The organism is Oleiphilus sp. HI0043 (assembly GCF_001634935.1).
The window spans coordinates 1-3241 of the sequence record NZ_LWEY01000835.1; the positions used below are offsets into that span (position 1 = coordinate 1).

Genomic DNA, 3241 nt, shown 5'->3' on the forward strand with positions numbered 1-3241 from the left:
GAATTAATCTCAAGGCCAAGTGAAAGTTATCAAGGCATCGGCGGACGTGTTACTGAAGAGCTTGTTTCATCTTCACTGAGCAACTTAAGCTCAAAGATGTTTTACATATGCGGCCCAACACCCTTTAATGAAAGCTGTGTCGAAATACTTAAAAACTTAGGTGTAAAAGAGCGTCGTATGCTTGTAGAGCTAAACGGCCCTCCTAAGAAACCTGAAACACAAGCACACTGGCCTGAAGATACTTCGTAAACGTAAGGCGAAGCGCACATATCCAAGAATCTAATGATTTAGTATGACATTCCATGGCAGCAGATCTTCCATTTCTGCTTGCTGATCTCTTTTACTAAGTGCTTTCAATAGATAATGAAGATAATCGAATGGCACAAGGTCATTTGCCTTTGCCGTTTCAACAATACTGTAAAGTACACTGCTGGCATGGGCACCACTAGTGGTGTTTGAGAATAACCAGTTTTTTCGCCCTATCACGAAGGGTTTGATTGCTCTTTCTGCACGATTGTTATCGATATTCAGATGACCATCTTCTAAGTAGCGTGTCAGCTTTGGCCATTGATTTAAACTGTATGCGAGTGCTTTGCCCAAGGCCGATTTAGGCGGTACCTGCAGAATCGAGTTATCCAACCAGATTTTATATTCTTTCAACAAGGGTGTCGCATGTACGACTCGATATGCCTGTTTTTCTCTGGGCGATTTATCCTTTATGGCAGTTTCAATTCGATAGAGCTTTTTGATGTGAGTCATCGCCCAAGTAGCTTTTCCCGCTTTGGGTTTGCCTTTGCTTTGCGCTATATCAGCCTCTTTGAATTTGCGTCGTGCATGTGCCCAACAGCCCACTAATGTCGTTTGGGTGGATTCATAACCTTGATAGCCATCTACCTGTAAATAGCCTGAGTGACCTTGTAGAAAATTAATCGCACACTGGCTTGCCCGACTTTCATGGAAGTCATACAGCACGATATTGGGAATGTCTGTGTGATTGCTGCCGGGTGAGTCGGTACCGGTGCAATATAACCACATATAACATTTGGTTTTGTCGGATTCGATTACCTTTAGTGTGGTTTCATCTGCTTGTATTACATTTTGCCGCAAGAGGGTTTCATGCAGTTTGTCATAAAGCGGTTTGAGTAAGTCTGTACACTTCAGCAACCAGCTCGACATCGTTTGTCGGCTAAGCGGGATGCCATATTCTTTGAACAGACTTTCTTGTCGATAAAGCGGTAAGCCATATTGATATTTACTGGTAATGATTTGGCTTAACAAGCTCGCCGTAGCAAAGCTTTTTGGAATAGGTGAAGCCGGAACCGGCGTTTGTTTAATCGTGACGTTCGTTGCATGTTGCTCACAATGACGACAACTATATTTAGGTCGCACATGTTCGATGACTTTGATCTGGGCAGGAATGAATTCAAGCTGCTCGCTTTTATCTTCACCCATGCGATGTAATTCATGACCGCAGTCATCACAGCTTTTGTCTTCGTCTGCCAGGTCGTGAATGATGACGTCGCGTGGTAAGTCTTTGGGTAAAGGTTTACGAACAGGTTTCTTGCGTTCGTAGGTGATGGACTCTTTTTCGGCTTCAGTCGGTTCCGCTTCAGACTCATCTGCTAATTGCTCAAGTTCATTGAATAGCTCGCCCTGACCCGGGTAGCCTTCAGTGCTTTTACCAAATTGTTTATGCTGAGCTAAACGAAACTGCTCAGTAAGATAAGCGATAGTCTCATCTCTTTCTGCGAGAAGTTTCTTCAGTAAAATAGGGTCGTCAGGGAGTGATTCGATGTCTGTTTTCATGCGTGCATTTTAACAAAAAACACGCTAACTTGCTGTTTTTATTTATACTATTTACCTGATTTTATTACATAATATTTTGATAATCGACAGCTTGATGACCGATGACATCATAGCCTTCCAGCAACCAAGACAACTGCTGTTCATTCAATTCTAAACATGCTTCATCAATACGGCTTGGCCATTTGAATTTATCTTTTTCAAGCCGTTTATACCACAAGGCAAAGCCGGTTTTATCCCAATAAAGTATCTTCAATTTATCTTTGGCTTTGTTGCAGAAAATGAACAAGGCACCGCTCATGACGGGAAGATTTATCTCCGACTCAATGATCACAGATAAACCATTAATCGATTTTCTGAAATCGACAAACTGCCGGTGAAGATAAATGCGGGAAGGCTGAACAAACATCTTCATGATAAACCCTTTATCACTCTGACTAAAAAGTCAGGTGATATCGAATCTGGAAAAGTCAGTTCACCTGCTTGTGTGATTAACGTGATGATTTGTTTAGAGCTAGTGATCTGTGTGACTTGTTCAGACACTTGCCGAACAACTTTCGCTTCGACAAAATTATTGCCTGTCGAGCGTCGGTGCTTATTGAGGTAGAACGAAGAGGTGCTGATTTTATGTATGGAGCAGAATTCTGCAACCGTTAACCCGCTCTCTTTTTGATAATCGAAGATACTTGGCCAGTCGTGTTTGGCTTTCTTGGTGTTCTTTTTAGTCATGTGCTAGTTCCTTGTGAATTTTGGAACTAGCGTAATTAATTGTTGGGTTTGGTATTATGTGTGCTTGGCTAGACGCTTACGTAATTTTGTAAAAACAGTCCAACTGTTATGTCCGCTTATCTCACTTTCCAGAAGTAACCGATCAGATCAATATTGGCCAAAAAATCCTTGTTTATCGATCAGTCATGAAGGTCCGTTTTGCGGACAAAATTACCCTAGAATGTTGACCCAAATAGACGCGAGATCAATACGGGTACGGCAGTCTCTACGCGTAGAATTCTTTCGCCTAAATGAACTCCTTCAAAACCGGCTTCTTTGAGCTTGTTTACTTCATACTCAGTAAAGCCACCTTCGGGGCCGATGATTAAGGTGCAGGCTTCTTCGAGATGATGTGGGCAGACCTGTTCTTCTCTAGGGTGGGCGACTAGTTGGCGTGTACCTTTGGAAAGTGCAGGTAATTCATCTTCAACAAAGGGCTTGAAGCGCTTTTTGATATGAATTTCGGGCATCACGGTATCCTGAGCTTGTTCTAAGCCAAGGATGCAATTCTCTAGAATTTTTTCTTCACTTAGCCAGGGGCTTTGCCAAAAGCTCTTTTCTACCTTCCAGGCATTGAGGAAATAGATTTTCTTCACGCCCATTGTTGTGGCGGTTTGAATGATTCGCTTTAACATTTTTGGTCGGGGTAGACCAATAATGAGTGTTAAGG

At 42.4% G+C, this 3241-nt stretch carries 5 protein-coding genes; 1 reads left to right on the forward strand and 4 read right to left on the reverse strand.

Annotated elements, in window-relative coordinates; genetic code table 11:
* The coding region (locus A3729_RS32705; protein ID WP_231877396.1) for a hypothetical protein at positions 1–249 on the forward strand (249 nt) is incomplete at its 5' end.
* Positions 250–279: 30 nt separating this feature from the next.
* Here A3729_RS32705 and A3729_RS09460 read toward each other — a convergent pair.
* The 4 genes from A3729_RS09460 to A3729_RS09475 form a co-directional block, all read right to left on the reverse strand.
* Complete coding sequence (locus A3729_RS09460; RefSeq protein ID WP_068510158.1) at positions 280–1806, reverse strand: IS66 family transposase; 1527 nt, start codon at positions 1804–1806, stop codon at positions 280–282.
* Positions 1807–1870: 64 nt separating this feature from the next.
* Complete coding sequence (gene tnpB / locus A3729_RS09465; protein ID WP_068510160.1) at positions 1871–2218, reverse strand: IS66 family insertion sequence element accessory protein TnpB; 348 nt, start codon at positions 2216–2218, stop codon at positions 1871–1873.
* Entirely contained in the window at positions 2215–2532 is a 318-nt protein-coding gene (locus A3729_RS09470; RefSeq protein WP_068510162.1) for a hypothetical protein, read from the reverse strand. Before A3729_RS09470 ends, tnpB begins: the two co-directional genes overlap by 4 nt.
* Positions 2533–2747: 215 nt before the next feature.
* On the reverse strand, positions 2748–3241 hold a 494-nt coding region (locus A3729_RS09475; protein ID WP_068739181.1), incomplete at its 5' end, for an RsmE family RNA methyltransferase.

Excerpts from the sequence above, each read along its gene's own strand:
- A3729_RS09460 (WP_068510158.1), bottom strand. The coding sequence starts at position 1,806 with ATGAAAACAGACATCGAATCACTCCCTGACGACCCTATTTTACTGAAG.
- tnpB (WP_068510160.1), bottom strand. The coding sequence starts at position 2,218 with ATGAAGATGTTTGTTCAGCCTTCCCGCATTTATCTTCACCGGCAGTTT.
- A3729_RS09470 (WP_068510162.1), bottom strand. The coding sequence starts at position 2,532 with ATGACTAAAAAGAACACCAAGAAAGCCAAACACGACTGGCCAAGTATC.